Below are 15,598 nucleotides of genomic sequence, written 5' to 3'. Positions count from 1 at the left end.
GTCATCCGTTTGACAACGTGACGGCAACGTAATTGTCAGACCGGGGATTCCCATGACCAGTTTTAAAGACCTCGTCCCGAACGCAGCAGAAGACCGCTTCAACGGTATCGAACGCCCGTATACGCCGGAAGACGTTCAGCGTCTGCGCGGTTCGGTTCAGATCCAGCATACGCTCGCCGAGCGTGGCGCCAACAAGCTCTGGGAGCTGCTCAAGACCGAGCCCTTCATCAACGCGCTGGGCGCGCTGTCGGGCAACCAGGCCATGCAGCAGGTTCGCGCCGGCCTGAAGGCCATCTATCTCTCCGGCTGGCAGGTCGCGGCCGACGCCAACACCGCCGGCACCATGTACCCGGACCAGTCGCTCTACCCGGCCAATTCGGCGCCGGAACTGGCCAAGAAGATCAACCGCGCCCTGCAGCGTGCGGACCAGATCGAGGTGTCGGAGAACGGCAAGGCGACGCGCGATTGGTTTGCGCCGATCGTGGCCGATGCTGAAGCCGGTTTCGGCGGTCAGCTGAACTGTTTTGAAATCATGAAGGCGTTCATCGAAGCTGGCGCTGCAGGCGTTCACTTCGAAGACCAGGTGGCGGCTGAAAAGAAGTGCGGCCATCTCGGTGGCAAGGTGCTTATCTCGACCAGCCATCATGAGCGCAATCTGGCAGCCGCGCGTCTCGCCGCGGACGTCATGGGTGTTCCGACCCTGACCGTGGCCCGTACCGATGCGGAATCGGCCACCCTGATCAATTCCGATGTTGATGAGCGTGATCACGAATTCATCGACTTCGATGCCGGCCGGACGCCGGAAGGCTTCTATCGCCTGAAGAAGGGCCTCGGTGTCGAGCACTGCATCAAGCGTGGTCTTGCTTATGCCAAGGTTGCTGACCTTCTGTGGTGGGAAACCTCCAAGCCGAACCTGGATGAGGCCAAGCGCTTCGCCGAGGCGATCCAGAAGCAGTATCCGGGCAAGATGATGGCCTATAACTGCTCGCCGTCCTTCAACTGGGAAGCCAATCTGGACAAGGCCACGATCGAAACATTCCAGCGTGAGCTGGGCGCCATGGGCTACAAGTTCCAGTTCGTGACCCTGGCCGGTTTCCACAGCCTCAATCACGGCATGTTCGAGCTGGCGCGCGGCTATAAGGACCGTGGCATGGGTGCCTATTCCGAACTGCAGCAGCTGGAATTTGCCTCTGAAGAGAATGGCTACACCGCCACGCGTCACCAGCGCGAAGTCGGCACCGGTTATTTCGACAAGGTCTCGCTGGCGATTTCCGGTGGCCAGTCCTCGACCACTGCCATGGCCGAGTCGACGGAAACCTCGCAGTTCGCTGCGGAATAAGGAAGGGCTCTACAGGCCCGGCCGGGAGGGGGCGCCCTCGGTATCACGAACCCTCCCGGCACTATCTCGCAGCCAGGCGCGCGTATCAGCGCTCAAGTAGGAACGGACACGATCATGACGCATATTTCTCCCACCGGTGTTGAAATCCTCGGCCATCTGGAGCCGGGTTATCGCGATATCCTCACGCATGACGCGTTGAGCTTCATTGCCGGCCTGCATCGCCGGTTCGAGCGACGCCGTCAGTCCCTGCTGCGCTATCGCCGCGAACGTCAGGCCGAGCTCGATGCCGGTGCACTGATGCTGTTCCCGCACGAGACCGCAGACATTCGTGCGGCCGACTGGAAAGTGCGCCCGGCACCTGCGGATCTGCAGGATCGCCGTGTCGAGATCACGGGACCGGTCGATCGCAAAATGGTTGTCAACGCACTTAATTCGGGTGCGAAGTGTTTCATGGCGGATTTCGAGGATGCCACCGCCCCGCACTGGGCCAATCTGATCGAAGGCCAGATCAACCTGCGTGATGCGAACAAGCGCGAGATCGATTTCACCGACGAGAAGTCGGGCAAGAATTATGCGATCAATGAGGATGCGGCCGTGCTCATCGTGCGCCCGCGCGGCTGGCATCTCGACGAGCGCCACGTGCTCGTCAATGGTGTTGCCCTGTCGGCCTCGCTGTTCGATTTCGGTCTTTACCTCTACCACAATCACGAGGCGCTGAAGGCGCGTGAGACGGGGCCGTATTTCTACCTGCCCAAGCTTGAGAGCCGCTATGAAGCGCGCCTCTGGAACCTGGTCTTCCAGCACGCCGAGGATGAACTCGGCCTGGAGCGTGGCACCATTCGCGCCACGGTTCTGATCGAGACCCTGCCGGCCACCTTCGAGCTGGATGAGATACTCTATGAACTCAAGGAGCATGTGGTTGGTCTGAACTGCGGCCGCTGGGATTATATTTTCAGCTATATCAAACGGCTGAAAGCCAATCCGGATTGTGTCCTGCCGGACCGCTCGCAAGTCTCGATGGCGGTGCCCTTCATGGATGCCTATTCCCGCCGTGTGATCTCGGTCTGCCATCGCCGCGGTGCCCACGCCATGGGTGGCATGTCGGCCTTTATCCCGGTCAAGAATGATCCTGAGGCCAACGCGGCAGCGCAGGAAAAGGTCCGCGAGGACAAGCTGCGCGAAGTGCTCAACGGCCATGACGGTACCTGGGTGGCACACCCGGACCTGGTCCCGATTGCACGCGAAATCTTTGACCAGAAGATGCCGCGGGCCAATCAGATCGACCGCGAAGAAGAGATGGCCTTGCCGGTGACCGCCAAGGCGCTATTGGAAGCGCCGGAAGGCAAGATCACCGATGCCGGTGTCGACGGGAATATCGATGTCGCGATTCGCTATATCGCCGCCTGGCTCGGCGGTCGCGGTGCGGTTCCGATCCATAATCTGATGGAGGATGCCGCAACTGCCGAGATCGCCCGCGCCCAGCTGTGGCAATGGCGCGTGTTCGAGCGGACGACGGAAGAGGGTACGCCTATCACTGCCGGTACGATCGGCGCCAAGATCGAGGCTTACCGCGAATCCATCCAGGGAGAGGTGCCGGACCTGCCGGATGTGCGCGAGCGTATCAGTGTTGCTGCCGACCTGCTGCGTGACATCGTCCTGTCAGACGAATTCGTCGAGTTCCTAACCCTGCCGGCCTATGAGCACATCACGGAAGGTTTGAAAAAGCCGATGCAGCTCACCGAGTTCGAGGACTAGAGCGCGGCCGTCGGGCTGATGCCCTTGGCCAGCCAGTCGCTGGCCTCGTCAGGGCAGGTAAATGTCTTCAGCCGGCTACCGAGCAGGAAGCTCTTGGTGTCAAACAGCATGGCGTAATCACCTTGCGCCTGGCCGTCCATCAGGACGGCCATTGGCGTATTGGTGCCAAGAGATTCAAACCAGTGCTCGATCAGACCCATGAATTCACCGATGCTGGCGTCGATTGCACAGCCGCGGAAGTCGACCAGATAGCGGCCGCTTTCCGCAAGCCGGGCGGCGAGTTCATGGATGCAGGTGGAAAGCTGGGCTTTGACGAGATGCCCTGAAAAAGTGACAGGGGTGATCTGGGCCGCGCCGACCGGGCCAATCTGGACAGACATGAAGGAACTCGCTGCGTGTGAAGACGCGGCGGCTCATAGCAAAGCCCGCGGCGATTCGAAGGCCGGGACGCAGCGATTTACCCGCGATCGAGGTGGTGAATTATTAGCAGTCGTCCGGATCAGCCGGTGACCGGCGGTGCCGTGTAGGGGCGGAAGCCGCAGGCATCGGCGAGACGAAGGCCATTTGCGGTCTCGGTGAAGCGGCAGGTCAGGTAGTCACGCATCCGTACACCATAGGGGAAAGCCGCTCCGGTATCCGCTGCGGGCAGGACGGCGTCATAGCTGGACTGGGGATAGACCAGGATATTGTGACCGCCATTCATGTCGTTGGCGGCTTGGTTGTCGAGTACGCAAAGCGGCGGCCGCGAAAGCAGTCCCAAAACTGTGCCGCGCGTCTCGCCTTGTGAACCCCAGATATGGCTGCGGATATTGGCGTCCTGAGCGTTCAGCGCATCACGGGCAGCGCCCGATGCCATGGCTTCAGAGAGCGCAGCTGGGTTATGGCTGATGACGGCCATGAAGGCCTGCATTTCAGCCTGCGACGGTGCGCGGCAGACCGGTGTGCTGGTGGCACAGGCGGACGCGAAACTGGCGATGAGGGCAATGGCGACAAAACGAAAACGCACAACACGCTCCTGAAGCGGGACAACCGGTCTCAGAGCTATAACCGGTTCTGCCCCGCTTCGCGAGCGCTGATGCAAGACAATTGCCTCAGGCGTCAGCGCGATTGGCGATCAGCTCTTCCACGACTGATGGATCGGCCAGCGTCGATATGTCGCCGAGATTGCCGTACTCGTTCTCGGCGATCTTGCGCAGGATGCGGCGCATGATCTTGCCGGAACGGGTTTTCGGCAGAGCCGGCGCGAACTGGATGACATCGGGGGTGGCCACCGGTCCGATCTCTTGTCGGACCCAGGCTTTCAGCGCCTGCACGTCCTCCGCTGCCGGATCACGGCCCTGATACAGGGTGACGAAGCAATAAATGCCCTGACCCTTGATATCATGGGGGTAGCCGACCACGGCCGCTTCGGCGACGTCGTCATGGGCGACCAGGGCGCTTTCAATCTCGGCCGTGCCGAGGCGGTGGCCGGAGACGTTGAGAACGTCATCGACACGGCCGGTGACCCACCAGTAACCGTCGGCATCACGGCGCGCGCCGTCGCCGGAGAAATACAGACCTTCATAAGTGGAAAAATAGGTATCGACAAAGCGCTGGTGATCACCGTAAACGGTGCGCATCTGGCCTGGCCAGGAGCGGGTCACGACGAGATTGCCGGATTGCTCGCCGCTGTCGGGCAGGCGCTTGCCTTCGCCGTCCATCAGCGCCAGCTCGACCCCGAACATCGGCTTGGACGCGGCACCGGGTTTCAGGTCATGGGCGCCGGGCAGGGGGGTAATCATGATGCCGCCCGTTTCTGTCTGCCACCAGGTATCGACAATCGGGCAGCGTTCATCACCCACAACGCGATAATACCAAGTCCAGGCTTCCGGATTGATCGGTTCGCCAACACTGCCCAGGAGACGCAGGGACTGGCGCGAATGCTTGCTGACATGGGCGTCGCCCTCGCGCATCAGGGCGCGGATGGCGGTCGGGGCGGTGTAGAAGATATTGACCTTGTGCTTGTCGACGACTTGCCAGAAGCGGTCCGGGCCCGGATAGGTCGGGACACCCTCGAACATCAGCGTGATGGCGCCGTTCGCAAGCGGTCCATAGACGATATAGGAGTGACCGGTGACCCAACCGACATCGGCGGTGCACCAGTAAATATCGCCGGGCCTGTAGTCGAAGACGGCCTCGTGGGTCAGCGACGCCCAGACCATGTAACCGCCCGTGGTGTGAAGCACGCCTTTCGGTTTTCCCGTCGATCCGGAGGTGTAGAGAATGAAGAGCGGATCCTCCGCGCTCATTTCCTCCGGCTCGCAATCTTCCGGCTGGCCGACGATGAGGTCGTGATACCAGACATCGCGATCATGATCCCAGGCGATCGCCCCGCCGGTGCGCCGGACCACGACGACTTTCTGACCGCGCCCGGCAATCTCGATTGCCTTGTCGACATTGGCCTTGAGCGGGATGGCGCGCCCGCCCCGTACGCCTTCATCGGCGGTGATAACGAAATCGCTCTCGCAATCGGTAATGCGCCCGGCCAGAGCATCCGGAGAGAAGCCGCCGAAGACCACGGAATGAACCGCACCGATGCGGGCGCAGGCGAGCATGGCATAGGCCGCTTCGGGGACCATCGGCATATAGATGGTGACGCGGTCACCTTTTTTTACGCCCAGCTCGCGCAGGCCATTGGCCAGCCGGCCGACCTCGGCATGGAGCTCGCCATAGGTAATGGTCTTGTCGACCTCCGGGTCATCGCCTTCCCAGATGATTGCAGTTTCATTGGTCTTCTCGGGCAGGTGGCGGTCAATGCAGTTGACGCAGGCATTGAGCGTGCCGTCAGCGAACCAGCGGATATGGAGGTCATCCTTGTCCCACGAGACGTCCTCGATCTGGGTGAAGGGTTTCATCCAGTCGATCCGGCCCGCCTGTTCGCGCCAGAAGCCCTCACGGTCCTCCAGGGACTGGCGATAAAGCGCGTCATAGCGCTCCGGATTGATATGCGCGGCCGAAGAGAAATCGGGTTTGAGCGGGAAAATCTCGTTGGGATCGTGATGCGTCATCTGGATATCCGGGCAAGCTGCGGCAGGAGCGCCGCTGGCTCAGGATACACGCTTCGAACGGGGCTGTCTTGGCTCCGGGGCGCGGCCTAATCGACGCCCTCGGCCCGTAAGGTCGTTTGCGGATCAAGCGTGCGCATGGCCGCATATTGCGACATGAAAATCTCGCCGCTGAGCTCGTCACCAAACCCGGCAGCCATGAGCTGGTCATTGACCGGACCTTTGACTTCGGACAGATGCAGCGTCACCCCGCTATCGGACAGGCGTTGGTTGATGGTGCGCAGGCTGACAAGGGCGCTCGCGTCAATGAAGTTCACCGCCGGGCACATCAGCACGACATCGGTAATACCCTCATGCTCCGCCATGGTCTGGGCCAGCAGATCTTCCAGGAAATGGGCATTGGCGAAGTAGAGCGCGCTGTCGACACGGATGGCGTAGACGTGCGGTGACAGAACCACCTCATGCCGGTTGGGATTGCGGAAATGGTGCGTGCCCGGCACCTGGCCGACCTGGGCCCAGTGCGGTTTCATTGTCCTCAACAGGATGGAGCCGACTGATACCGTCACACCCAGCGTCAATCCCAGCTCCACGCCAAGGAAAAGCACGCCGAACAGGGTCAGAAAAGCCGCTGCACCATCGGCCTGGGAATAGCGCCAGGCTTCACGCAGGCTCTTGAAATCGGCCAGTTTCCAGATCGCGATCAGGATGGTGGCAGCGAGCGCGGCTTTGGGGAGATGATAAAACAGCGGGGTCAGGAAAACTGCGACGATGGCGATGATCAGCGCGGTAAAGACGCCGGCCAGGGGCGTTTGGGCGCCGGCCTGCTCATTGACCACCGAGCGAGCGAACCCGCCGGTCACCGGATATCCCCCGGTCAGGGCCGCCGCGGCATTGGCAGCCCCCAGGCCGAAGAGCTCCCGGTTCGGGTTGACGCTCTCGCGCCGCCGCGCCGCCAGGCTCTGCCCGACCGACACGCTTTCAACAAAACCGATCAGGGAAATCAGCGCGGCCGGGCCAAGCAGTTCTCGCCAGATTTCCAAAGGTACCAGCGGCGGCTGGACAGGCGGCAGGCCGGTGGGCAGTTCGCCGACGATATCAAGACCATTGCGATCGGCCAGCGACATGCTGGCGGCGATCAGGGTCGCGATGACGACAAGCAGGGCGGGCGCGGCCCGGGTGATGGTCGCGGCGATATTCGCCGGTACGCCCAGCCCGGTCAGGGCCGGCTGCAGACCGCCACGCATGAAGACGAGAAAGGCCAGGCTGCCGGCGCCGAACGCCAGCGCGAGCAGGTTGATATTGCCGGCATTGCCGGCCATCGACATGACCAGTTCCGGCAGCGTAGCGCCGGAGGCTTCTACTCCGAGGATATGCTTGAGCTGGCTGGCGATGATCAGCAGGGTGGAGGCGGTGATGAAGGCATTGATCACCGGCCGGCTGAGAAAATTGGCGATGGCGCCGAGATTGAGCAGACCGAACACCAGCAGGAAACCGCCGGACAGGAGCGCCAGCGCGCCGGCCGCGGCCATTTGCTGGGCCGGGTCATCAAGGCCGAGCTCTCCGATCGCGGCCGCAGTCATCAATGAAACGACTGCGACCGGCCCAACCGCCAGAACCCGGCTCGAACCGAACAGCGCGTAGGCGATCAGCGGCGTGGTCGAGGCGTACAGGCCCGCCTGCGGCGGCAGACCGGCCAGCAGGGCATAGGCCAGGCTTTGCGGGATCAGCAGAATGGCCGTGATGACGCTGGCGATGGCATCATCGGCGAACAGGCGGGCGTTATAGCCGCGCAGCCAGTTGAGGCCGGGGAATATGCGCCTGGCCAGTTTAAACATGTCAGACGGCGTTCAGCGGTATTTTGAGATAGCGCGTGCCATTATCCTCCGCCTCCGGCAGATCGCCGGCGCGCATATTGACCTGCACGGAGGGCAGGATCAGCGTCGGCATGGAGAGCTTGGCGTCCCGCGCTTCGCGCATGGCGACGAAATCATCCTCGCTGACGCCCTCATGGACATGGATATTGGCCGCTTTTTCCTCGGCGACCGTGGTTTCCCAGGCGTAGTGGTCGCGCCCCGGAGCCTTGTAATCGTGACACATGAACAGACTTGTCTCGTCCGGCAGGGCAAAGATCTTCTGGATCGAGCGATACAGCGTGTGGGCATTGCCGCCAGGGAAGTCACAGCGCGCCGTGCCGAAATCGGGCATGAACAGCGTGTCGCCGACAAAGGCGGCACTGCCGACATGATAGACCATGCAGGCCGGGGTATGGCCCGGGGTCCAGATCGCCTCGGCCTCGATCGAACCGATCTTGAAGGTCTCGCCATCGGTGAACAGGTGATCAAACTGGGATCCGTCGCGGCAGAAGCCTGGCTCCACATTGAACAGGTCACCAAACACGCCCTGGACCTGTTTGACATGTTCGCCAATGCCGATCCGGCCGCCCAGCCGCTCGCGCAGATAGGGCGCCGCGGACAGGTGATCGGCGTGGACATGGGTCTCGAGGATCCACTCCACTTTCAGCCCGCGCTCCTCGACATCGGCGATAATGGCGTCGGCCGAGCGGGTCTGGGTGCGCCCGGAAGCCGGGTCGTAATCGAGCACGGAGTCAATGATCGCCGCCGCGCCGGTGTCCGGGTCGGAGACGATATAGCTGACCGTATATGTGTCGGGATCGAAGAAGGCTTTGACGTCGGGAAGGTGTTGCATGGAGTTTTTTTGACTTGCCGGGAACCGGAACAGGTTTATCCTTTTGTGCAGACCTATGCAAATACGTAGGTAATGCGACTCAACAAGACAATATCCCGGGAGCAAGCAATGAGCGAGCCGAGAGATTTCACGCCGCAAGAGGTCAAGGAGGGGTTGGACGCGGACCGGCTGATCCTGGTCGATGTGCGTGAGGCGGGTGAGTATGAGGCCGAGCATATTCCCGGTGCGATCCTCAATCCACTTTCAAGTTTTGATGTCTCCGCCATTCCGGAAGGTGAAGGCAAGGACGTCGTCTTGTCTTGTCGCTCGGGTGGCCGGTCGGCTCGGGCGTTTGCCCAGGCGGCAGCGGCAGGCCGCACGCTTGCCGGTCATTTGGGCGGCGGGATCATGGCCTGGAAGGCGGCGGGGTTTGAAACCGTCCGCGCCGAGAAGCAAGGCAGCCTGGCGCCCTGGATCGTCGGCGGCTTCGTTGCGGTGCTGGTCGTGCTTTTCTTGCTGACCCGCGGCTAGGACTGCGCGGGCAGGCAATAGGTCTGGTAGAGCGCCTGCATTAATTGCCGGATCTGATCGTCGGCGAGGGCATAATAAATCGTCTGCCCCTCCCGGCGGGTCGTGACCAGGCCCTTATTGCGCAGGATCGCCAATTGCTGCGACATGGCTTGGGGGCGCAGTCCGACCGCCTCGGCCAGTTGTCCGACAGCGACTTCCTCATCCATCATTGCACATAGCGCCATCAGGCGGCTTGGATGGGCGAGGGTTTTCATTACTTCCGCAAGGTCTTCAGCGACCGGCAGCATGTCGCGATAATTCATTGCGTACCTATGCAAGTTCATAGCTAACAGTTCTGCAATATAAGCCGGAATCGGATCAACCGCCAGTCCTGCTGCAATGCGTTATTGTGTTAGCGCGATAACACGCTATATCGCATCCCGAACAGAAGATGTGCGGTATAATGACGGAAACCACCCTGACTGATCTCGATGCCCTGTCTGAAGCGCTATTGCGTTTGCAAACGCGTGATGAGGCTGATCGCTTTTTGCGTGATCTCCTGACCCCGGGCGAAATCAAGACGCTTTCGGAACGCTGGCGGGTCGCCTGCCTGCTGGATGAGGGCGGTCATTCCTATCGTGAGATCAGCGAAATGACCGGGGCGAGTACGACCACGGTTACCCGCGTATCGCGTTTTCTGACCCAGGAGCCCCACCAGGGCTACCGTCTCATTCTCGACCGGTTGAAGGAAAAAAGCTCGTGACCCGTCTGCGTATTGCCGTTCAAAGCAAAGGCCGCCTGTCCGAGGGCGGAATGGACCTGCTCAAGCGTTGCGGCCTCCGCTTCGCCTATGGGCGCGACAAGCTGCATCAGAGCGCCGAGAATATGCCGGTCGATCTCATGCTGGTGCGCGATGATGATATTCCCAACTTCGTAGCGTCCGGTGCCTGCGATTACGGCATTGTCGGTGAGAATGTGCTCAAGGAAGAACAGCTTGCCGGTCGCCGCGCCCGGGAACTAGAAGTCGCTCTGCGTCTCGGTTTTGCCAAGTGCACGCTGAAGCTCGCCGCGCCTAAGGGGGGCGAGATCGCCTCGATACAGGACCTTGCCGGCAAGGCCATCGCGACATCCTATCCGGCCATCACTGATGCCTATCTGCGCGAGCGCGGTGTGGTGTCCGAGATTGTCGAGATGCACGGCTCGGTCGAAGTCGCACCGCGTCTCAATATTGCCGCTGCGATTTGTGATCTCGTCTCGTCCGGCGCAACGCTCGAGGCCAACGGCCTGGGCGCGTTCGAGACCGTTCTGAACTCGGAAGCCGTGATGATCCGTCCGGCGCAGGACCGCGATCCGGCCAAAGACGAGATCGCGTCTATCCTGATGCGCCGGGCACAGGGCGTGATCGCCTCGGCCCAGACCAAATACATCATGATGAATGCGCCGGTTGATCGCCTGGAAGCGATCAAGGCCCTGTTGCCGGGCGCCGATGCCCCGACGGTGGCGCAAATCGCTGGACGTGAAGATGTCGTGGCGCTGCACGCCGTGTGTCGCGAGCGTGTGTTCTGGGAGACGCTTGAAGCGCTTGAAGCCGAGGGCGCGCGCGCCATCTTGGTGCTCCCGATCGAGAAAATGTTGGCATAGGGGCCGGACATGTTGAGGACTATCAACTGGGACGAGGCCGACGCCGCAGCCCGCGAGGCGGCTCTGGCGCGGCCGGCCGAGACCGGCGCCGCGGATGCGGCTGCCCGAGAGATCGTCGATGCGATCCGGGCCAAGGGCGGCGATGCGGTCCGGTCCTACGCCGAAAAACTGGACGGGCACGCTCCGCAGGATTTCCGTATTGCTGCAGACGACATCCGGGCGGCGCGTGATGCTTTATCCGCGCAGGACAAGGAGGCGATCAAGTCCGCGGCCGATGCGGTTCGTCGTTTTCACGTCCGCCAGGGCTATAGCGAGTACGCCGTTGAAACCTGGCCCGGTCTGACGGCCAGCCGCAGGGCCGGCCCGGTTGATGTCGCCGCGCTCTATGTGCCGGCCGGGTCGGCGCCTCTGGTCTCAACCCTGATCATGCTGGCCGTACCGGCGCAGCTGGCAGGGGTGCCGCGCATCGTGGTGGTCAGCCCGCCCGGACCGGATGGCAAGCTCAATGAGACCGTTCTCGGCGCAGCCGGCCTGCTCGGCCTTGATGAAGTTTACGCGATCGGCGGTGCGCAGGCGATTGCAGCGCTCTCTACCGGAGCCGCCGGCTTGCCGCGCGCGGACAAGATCTACGGCCCGGGCAATGCCTATGTTGCTGCGGCCAAGGCCTATGTCTCGGCTCTGCCGGGAGGTCCGGGGACGGATTTGCCAGCTGGCCCGAGCGAGGTGATGGTTGTTGCAGATGCCACGGCGCGCGCCGATTTCGTTGCCGCCGACCTGCTGAGCCAGGCCGAGCACGATCCCAATGCTCAGGTCATTCTGGTCACTGATAATGCCGATAATAATGCGCGTTTTCTCACCGCGATAGAAGCTCAGCTTGAGAGCTTGCCGCGCGCCGAGATTGCCCGCGCCGCCCTGGCCAAGTCACGCAGTATTGTTTGCGGGTCGCGTGCGGGTATGGCTGAGGTCGCCAATGCCTACGCGGCCGAGCACCTGATTATCCAGACCGCCGAGGCGGAGGAACTGGTCGGAATGATCCGCCATGCCGGTTCGATTTTCGTCGGTGCCTGGACCCCGGAAGCCGCCGGTGACTATGCTGCTGGCCCCAATCACACCTTGCCGACCGGCGGTGCGGCGCGGGCTTATGGCGGGGTAACGGTCGAGGCGTTTCAGAAGACCACGACCATTTTACGTGCGACGGCCGACGGTGCGCGCCGGATTGCGCCCACGGTTGAGCGCCTGGCAGAAATCGAAGGGCTGGATGCCCATGCCCTGGCCATGCGCCTGCGGCGCGAGGCGGCCGAGGCGCAGCGCGTCGAACAGACCAAGCCGACGGTTCGTGCGGCGGCAAAGCGGCGCAAGACCGCCGAGACCGATGTCGAAGTGTCGATCAATCTCGACCAGGACGGTCCCAGCCAGATCGATACGGGGGTGGGCTATTTCGACCACATGCTGGATCAGATCGCGCGGCACGCCGGTATCGCGCTGCGGGTTTCTGTTGAAGGTGATCTGGAAATCGATGCGCACCACACCATCGAGGATGTCTGCCTGACCTTTGGCGAGGCGCTGGGTGAGGCGCTCGGCGACAAGCGCGGCATCGCCCGTTTCGGATTTGAAGTGCCGATGGACGAAACCCGCGCCGGGGTCTGGATCGACCTGTCCGGACGGCCGTTTGCCAAGTTCGAAGGCGATATTCCGGGCGAAAGCGTCGGTGAATTCCCGGTCGAAATGACTGCCCATTGCTTCCGCTCCATAGCGGAAAGCCTGAAGGCGGCCATCCATGTCAAAGTCGAGGGCGAGAATGCCCACCACATGATCGAAGGCTCGTTCAAGGCCTTTGGCCGGGCCCTGCGTCAGGCCGTGCGTGTTGAAGGTGACCGCCTGCCGTCAACCAAGGAGCACCTGGCATGACGATCGGGCTGATTGATACGCGTTGCGCCAATCTCGCATCGGTCCGTTTCGCACTGGAGCGTGCCGGTCTGGATTACCGGACCGGCGTGACCCCGGATGACCTTGCTGACTGCGATCGTCTGATCCTGCCCGGCGTTGGTTCGGCCCGACCGGCGATGGAGCAGCTGGAACGTAGCGGCTGGGCTGAGGTGCTGGCCGGCGATACCCGTCCCCTGATGGGTATCTGTCTGGGCATGCAGCTCCTGTTCAGCCGGTCTGCGGAAGACGATATCGACTGCCTCGGCCTGATCGATGGCGCCGTAGAGAAATTGCCGCGTGAAGCGGGAAGTGTCTGGCCGCATATGGGTTGGAACACGCTCGATCTGCGCAGTCCGGATGATCCGCTGCTCGGCGGTATCAAGCCCGGGGAGTACGTCTATTTCGTGCACGGTTTTTACGCCCCGGTCGGCTCCTACACCCTGGCGTCCACGTCCTATGGCGCTGATTGTTCCGCCATTGTGCGCCAGGGGCATGTCTGGGGCTGCCAATTCCACCCTGAACGCTCGGCTACTGCCGGAGCGCAAATCCTGAAGAATTTCGCGGAGCTGGACGCATGATTCTCTATCCCGCCATCGATCTGCTGGACGGCGGCGTCGTTCGTCTGCTCAAGGGCGATTTCAACGCCGTCACCGTTTATGGCGATAATCCCGGCGCCGTCGCGGAGACCTTCAAAACCGCGGGCAGTGAGTGGATCCATGTCGTTGACCTGGCCGGTGCGCGCGACGGCAAGCGCGGCCAGTCCGCTGCCATCGAGGCCATCGCCGCTACGGGCATCGAGGTCCAGGCCGGCGGCGGTGTCCGCGAAACCGCGGACATCGAGGCTCTGCTCGATATGGGCGTCAGCCGCGTCGTGATCGGCTCGCTTGCGATTACCCAGCCCGAGACGGTTCTGCCCTGGCTTGACCGGTTCGGGGCTGAGCGCATCACGCTGGCGCTCGACGTGCAGTACATCAATGGCGATTATCGTCCGGCTGTGCGCGGATGGACCGATGTCCTGACCGTGACAATCGACGATGTGATTGCCGCCTATGCGGGCAGTGATCTACAGCATGGCCTCGTGACCGATATCGCCCGTGACGGCGATCTCAGCGGTCCCAACGGCCAGCTTTATACCCGTCTCATGCGCAAATATCCCGATGTCGACTGGCAGGCCTCCGGTGGTGTGTCATCCCTTGCCGACCTCGAAGCCTTGCGCGATGCCGGTTGTGCAGGTGCGGTCACGGGCCGCGCCATTTACGAAGGCAAATTCACCCTGGAGGAGGCTCTGGCATGCTCGCGCGGCGCATAATCCCCTGCCTCGACGTCCGTGACGGCCGTGTCGTCAAGGGCGTGCGTTTCCGGGATCACGAGGATGTCGGCGATATTGTCGCCCTGGCCTCGCGCTATGCCGAAGAGGGCGCCGATGAGCTGGTCTTCTACGATATTGCCGCCAGTGCCCGCGGTGACACGGTGGAGCCGGCCTGGATCAGTGCGGTCTCGTCGGTCATCGACATCCCGTTCTGTGTCGCTGGCGGTATTCGCTCTGTTGATGATGCGCGGGCACGATTGTTCGCCGGAGCGGACAAGATCTCGATCAATTCACCGGCGCTTGAGACCCCTGAGCTGATCGACGCGCTGGCGCGCGAATTCGGCAGCCAGTGTGTTGTGCTCGGGGTCGATAGCAAGACGATCGAAGGCGATTGGCGGGTGCACCAATACACCGGTGATCCGGACAAGACCCAGCTGGCTGGCCGCAATACGCTGGACTGGCTGCGCGAGGGAATTGATCGCGGTGCCGGCGAGGTCGTGCTCAACTGCATGGACCAGGACGGGGTGCGCGATGGCTATGACATTGATCAGCTCGCTGCGGCCCGGGAAATCTGTCCGACGCCTCTGGTGGCCTCTGGCGGGGCCGGGCGAAAAGACCACTTCAAAACCGTCTTCGAACGCGCCAATGTGGATGCCGCGCTGGCTGCCAGCGTTTTTCATAAAAGTCTGATCGGTATAGGCGAATTGAAGTCCTATCTGATCGCCGAGGGGATTTCGATTCGGCCATGATCAAGGTGAAGTCTCTGAACTGGGAGAAGGTCGACGGCCTGATCCCGGCGATTATTCAGGATGTGGCGACGCGCCAGGTTCTCATGCTCGGTTACATGAATGCCGAAGCGCTCGAGAAGACACAGGAGACCAAGAAAGTCCACTTCTTCAGCCGCACCAAGCAACGGCTGTGGATGAAGGGGGAGAGCTCGGGCAATACCTTCAAGCTGGTGAGGATCAGCGCCGATTGCGATACCGATACCCTGCTGGTCGAGGTCAAGCCGAAAGGCCCGGCCTGTCATCTCGACACTGTGTCCTGCTTCGGCGATGACCCGGCGCCGGGACTGGGTTTCCTCGCCCATCTGCGGTCGATCATCAAGAAGCGCCGCAAGGAGAAGCCCAAGGGCTCCTATGTCGGTGACCTGCTGGCCAAGGCGCCGAAAAAACCGGCGCAAAAAGTCGGTGAAGAGGGCGTCGAAGTGGCTATGGCCGCGGTCTCGGAAAATGATGAGGCGCTGGTCGGGGAAGCCGCAGATCTGCTCTTCCACCTCATGGTCCTGCTCGAGTCGCGCGATCTCAGCCTGGATGATTGCATCGATCTGCTTCGCAGCCGCCATGCGGTGCGCGCAGCCAAAAAGTAGACATATCGGCATTGCGGCCT

Annotated in this window: 16 protein-coding genes; 10 read left to right on the top strand and 6 right to left on the bottom strand. The window is 62.0% G+C overall.

Annotated elements, in window-relative coordinates; genetic code table 11:
• The first annotated feature begins 52 nt into the window (after positions 1–52).
• Together aceA and aceB are read left to right on the top strand one after the other, a co-directional pair.
• Complete coding sequence (aceA, locus tag Q1V57_RS00235) at positions 53–1,339, top strand: isocitrate lyase (protein ID WP_300526785.1); 1,287 nt, start codon at positions 53–55, stop codon at positions 1,337–1,339.
• A gap of 114 nt (positions 1,340–1,453) precedes the next feature.
• Positions 1,454–3,094: a malate synthase A gene (gene aceB / locus Q1V57_RS00230; protein WP_300526784.1), complete on the top strand. Its 1,641-nt coding sequence runs from the start codon at positions 1,454–1,456 to the stop codon at positions 3,092–3,094.
• Here the strand turns inward: aceB and Q1V57_RS00225 are convergent.
• From Q1V57_RS00225 to Q1V57_RS00205, 5 genes are all read right to left on the bottom strand, one after another.
• Positions 3,091–3,474 carry a hypothetical protein gene (locus Q1V57_RS00225; protein WP_300526783.1) on the bottom strand — a complete coding sequence of 128 codons (384 nt, stop codon included), beginning with the start codon at positions 3,472–3,474 and terminating at the stop codon, positions 3,091–3,093. The two genes, aceB and Q1V57_RS00225, sit on opposite strands and share 4 nt — an antisense overlap.
• Before the next feature lie 119 nt (positions 3,475–3,593).
• Entirely contained in the window at positions 3,594–4,100 is a 507-nt protein-coding gene (locus tag Q1V57_RS00220; RefSeq protein WP_300526782.1) for a hypothetical protein, read from the bottom strand.
• Positions 4,101–4,185: 85 nt separating this feature from the next.
• On the bottom strand, positions 4,186–6,141 hold the full coding sequence (gene acs / locus Q1V57_RS00215; RefSeq protein ID WP_300526781.1) for an acetate--CoA ligase: 1,956 nt from the start codon (positions 6,139–6,141) through the stop codon (positions 4,186–4,188).
• An 86-nt stretch (positions 6,142–6,227) separates the two neighbouring features.
• On the bottom strand, positions 6,228–7,973 hold the full coding sequence (gene sulP, locus Q1V57_RS00210) for a sulfate permease (RefSeq protein ID WP_300526780.1): 1,746 nt from the start codon (positions 7,971–7,973) through the stop codon (positions 6,228–6,230).
• A 1-nt stretch (position 7,974) separates the two neighbouring features.
• Positions 7,975–8,844 (bottom strand): MBL fold metallo-hydrolase, encoded by an 870-nt coding sequence (locus Q1V57_RS00205; protein WP_300526779.1) that lies wholly within the window; start codon positions 8,842–8,844, stop codon positions 7,975–7,977.
• 108 nt (positions 8,845–8,952) lie between these two features.
• On the opposite strand from Q1V57_RS00205, the gene Q1V57_RS00200 reads away from it, so the two are divergent.
• Positions 8,953–9,354: a rhodanese-like domain-containing protein gene (locus Q1V57_RS00200; RefSeq protein ID WP_300526778.1), complete on the top strand. Its 402-nt coding sequence runs from the start codon at positions 8,953–8,955 to the stop codon at positions 9,352–9,354.
• On the opposite strand, the gene Q1V57_RS00195 is transcribed toward Q1V57_RS00200, so the two are convergent.
• Positions 9,351–9,656 carry a metalloregulator ArsR/SmtB family transcription factor gene (locus Q1V57_RS00195; protein WP_300526777.1) on the bottom strand — a complete coding sequence of 102 codons (306 nt, stop codon included), beginning with the start codon at positions 9,654–9,656 and terminating at the stop codon, positions 9,351–9,353. The two genes, Q1V57_RS00200 and Q1V57_RS00195, sit on opposite strands and share 4 nt — an antisense overlap.
• A gap of 140 nt (positions 9,657–9,796) precedes the next feature.
• Here Q1V57_RS00195 and Q1V57_RS00190 point away from each other — a divergent pair, with 140 nt between their 5' ends.
• From Q1V57_RS00190 to hisIE, 7 genes are read left to right on the top strand one after another with little or no spacing between them, the layout of a single operon-like run.
• Positions 9,797–10,096 carry a YerC/YecD family TrpR-related protein gene (locus Q1V57_RS00190; protein WP_300526776.1) on the top strand — a complete coding sequence of 100 codons (300 nt, stop codon included), beginning with the start codon at positions 9,797–9,799 and terminating at the stop codon, positions 10,094–10,096.
• A complete protein-coding gene (gene hisG / locus Q1V57_RS00185; RefSeq protein WP_300526775.1) occupies positions 10,093–10,974 on the top strand; it encodes an ATP phosphoribosyltransferase in 882 nt (293 codons plus the stop codon). Before Q1V57_RS00190 ends, hisG begins: the two co-directional genes overlap by 4 nt.
• A gap of 9 nt (positions 10,975–10,983) precedes the next feature.
• Complete coding sequence (gene hisD, locus Q1V57_RS00180; RefSeq protein ID WP_300526774.1) at positions 10,984–12,882, top strand: histidinol dehydrogenase; 1,899 nt, start codon at positions 10,984–10,986, stop codon at positions 12,880–12,882.
• Positions 12,879–13,478 (top strand): imidazole glycerol phosphate synthase subunit HisH, encoded by a 600-nt coding sequence (hisH, locus tag Q1V57_RS00175; RefSeq protein ID WP_300526773.1) that lies wholly within the window; start codon positions 12,879–12,881, stop codon positions 13,476–13,478. The genes hisD and hisH overlap by 4 nt, the downstream gene beginning before the upstream one ends.
• Complete coding sequence (locus Q1V57_RS00170) at positions 13,475–14,209, top strand: 1-(5-phosphoribosyl)-5-[(5-phosphoribosylamino)methylideneamino] imidazole-4-carboxamide isomerase (protein ID WP_300526772.1); 735 nt, start codon at positions 13,475–13,477, stop codon at positions 14,207–14,209. The genes hisH and Q1V57_RS00170 overlap by 4 nt, the downstream gene beginning before the upstream one ends.
• Entirely contained in the window at positions 14,191–14,958 is a 768-nt protein-coding gene (hisF, locus tag Q1V57_RS00165) for an imidazole glycerol phosphate synthase subunit HisF (RefSeq protein ID WP_300526771.1), read from the top strand. Before Q1V57_RS00170 ends, hisF begins: the two co-directional genes overlap by 19 nt.
• Entirely contained in the window at positions 14,955–15,578 is a 624-nt protein-coding gene (gene hisIE, locus Q1V57_RS00160) for a bifunctional phosphoribosyl-AMP cyclohydrolase/phosphoribosyl-ATP diphosphatase HisIE (protein ID WP_300526770.1), read from the top strand. Before hisF ends, hisIE begins: the two co-directional genes overlap by 4 nt.
• The last annotated feature ends 20 nt before the right edge of the window (positions 15,579–15,598 follow it).

The sequence above is a fragment of the Maricaulis sp. genome (genome assembly GCF_030149425.1).
In the GTDB taxonomy this organism is placed as follows: Bacteria; Pseudomonadota; Alphaproteobacteria; order Caulobacterales; family Maricaulaceae; genus Maricaulis.
The sequence above is the reverse complement of the archived record's forward strand: the minus strand, read 5'-3'. Positions and strand labels throughout refer to the sequence as shown.